The 2272-nt window shown below is 41.1% G+C and carries 2 protein-coding genes; one reads left to right on the top strand and one right to left on the bottom strand.

Translation table 11 applies throughout. The annotated features are described in order from the left end of the window. Nucleotides 1–895 (bottom strand): IS4 family transposase (locus PX481_RS04070; protein ID WP_288093744.1); only part of this gene is annotated, 895 nt, incomplete at its 3' end. A gap of 544 nt (nucleotides 896–1439) precedes the next feature. On the opposite strand from PX481_RS04070, the gene PX481_RS04065 reads away from it, so the two are divergent. After that, a partial coding sequence (locus tag PX481_RS04065) for a PulJ/GspJ family protein (RefSeq protein WP_288093745.1) occupies nucleotides 1440–2272 on the top strand: 833 nt, incomplete at its 3' end.

Below are 2272 nucleotides of genomic sequence, written 5' to 3'. Positions count from 1 at the left end.
TACCTTGCATTGTGGCACTTGTATAGGCGATAGCTATAACAATTATCAGCTTTGATAGGTATTTCGGTGCTAATTGAGAACCTTCTAAGCTATAGCCTCCCGACTTAAAATCTCGGAACATCTCCTCAATATCAAATCTTTTTTGATAGGCCATTATTGCCGTCTCTAAATCTCCAAAGTTAGTCAGAATATACCAAGGCTCTTTTGTTTGAAAACCCCGATAAGTTTTTTTCCACTTACCCGCTAAGTTAAACTCGCCAAATCCCTTCTCTTTTGTAATATTTACATCATGCAAAAATAATTGAGTTCCTGGACTTAAACCTAACTCTCTCATTTCTTGATAAATCCCTTCCTTCGTCTTCACATTTGTGCTTTGTTTTTGTCTTAAACAAAAGTACAAACTCTGCTTCTGAAGCCACGTTTCTAGACTGACTGAACAAAATTCTCTATCTCCTAACACCACTATTTTATGACCTGATAGCACGGTCAATATTTTCTCTAATACTCGCTTTTGTTCTTCGAGATTACTACTTCCTTTTTTATCTAATATCTCCCAATAGATTGGCATGGCTCTCTTGTCATAAATCAGACTCACCATCAAGATATTAATTGCTCCCAAAATCGTTCGGTCTATGGCAATATATACTAATCCTTTTATTGTGAATCTCTCCTGCTGTTTTAACATCTCTTTTAGGCAGGGAAACCAGATTTTTTCAATATTCAGAATTTCCAGCTTTAAAAATCTTTTTAGTTTTTTTCGCCGACTGTCAAACAGGATTGGTATTGGTAGTGCTTCTGCTAATATCTCTAACTTGGCTTGCTTTAGTATTTGCCAGGTTCCAACTATCATTAACAACAGTAGATATCTGGCTCGCCCCAGTTCATTTTCTAACACTTTCTGGTATAGTTCACTTATCATTTTTGTTCTCTAGGTCATATTTACTATATATGACTTATCTTTTTTGGCTCTTCGGGACTTGGTATGGTTCGATAGGGGGGCATAAATCGACTAAATCCTTATCTGGCAAGAGATTTAATTGATTAGTTCGCTCTAGATCGCAAACAATTGACAAAAATCGCGGTAATGTCTTTCTCTATAAGGGTTTCATTCCTTATAACCCCCATCCATTGCATAACACAAACCGAAGAGCCTTAATAGCTGTAACCAAAATCACCTTTCTGGCCATATTTCAATTACTATCTATGGGATTTTCTTAGGCTATCCTGTAGTTAGTGGTAAAGTTAGTTAGGTCGAGACATTTTTGATCGGGAGTTTTCTAGGGAAATTTTGAAGGTAGTAGGTAGTAGTAAATTTTCAGTGGTTTCCGAAAACCCCTTTCGACTTGATTGACCAGTAGTTTAATAAAACCTCTGTGACTGCAATAAATGTTAAATATTTAGGGGAGTACAGAACAGAGAAATTGGGACGGGTTAAAGCTATGCGTTTTTATTTAGAGTACATCAATCACTTAGGTCGTTTACAGAAAAAATCCGCTCATCGTCTTCTGCAAGCGGGTTTCACGATTACAGAAGTTTTACTAGCAGGTTTGATGATGCTGATTGCCGTCTTGGTGTCGGGAAATGGCGTAATTAACCTGCTCAGAAGCAATTATCGAGCTAATGCTGAGAGTGAAATCCAAAATAATCTTAATCGTACTCTAGAGTTTGTTTCAGATGAAGTGAGACGGGCAAGAATTATCGCTGATTCTCAAGGGGAGATCAACACTGACAAAGTACCCTCAGGAGCGCAACCAGTTCTAGCTTTCCAAATTCCCGACCCCAGCAATCCCAATCGGCTGCTCGGTGAACAGATCGTTTACTATACCCGTACCACAGGCCCTGAAAGTAGCTTGACCGGTCCGCGAGTCTTGTGGCGCTATGGTCCAAACTTGGACCCTAATGGCAACTACACCACCCCCGCAAATGTTGTTACTTGGCAACATTCCCCCGTCACCGATATGTTAGCACCGCCTCCTAATGACCCCGTTTGTCTTGGGAATTTTAACCGAATCCCCGCCGCTAGTAGCGCGGTAGAGGGTTTTTATACCTGTGTTCGCCAGGGTGGTGGTAATCAAGTGATTTTGAATGCCAACGCTTGGGTAAAGATGACTACCGGTGAGAAATTTAACTACTCTGTCAGCACCGGAGTTTTCCCCAGAACCTGTGAAACATTTTGTATCGTAAGCCCCCCCCCTAGTCCCACCCCTAGTCCCACCCCTAGTCCCACCCCTAGTCCCACCCCTAGTCCCACCCCTAGTCCCACCCCTAGTCC

The organism is Microcystis sp. M53603_WE2, assembly GCF_030065435.1.
Note: the sequence above shows the minus strand (reverse complement) of the source record. Positions and strands in the feature narration are given on the sequence as shown.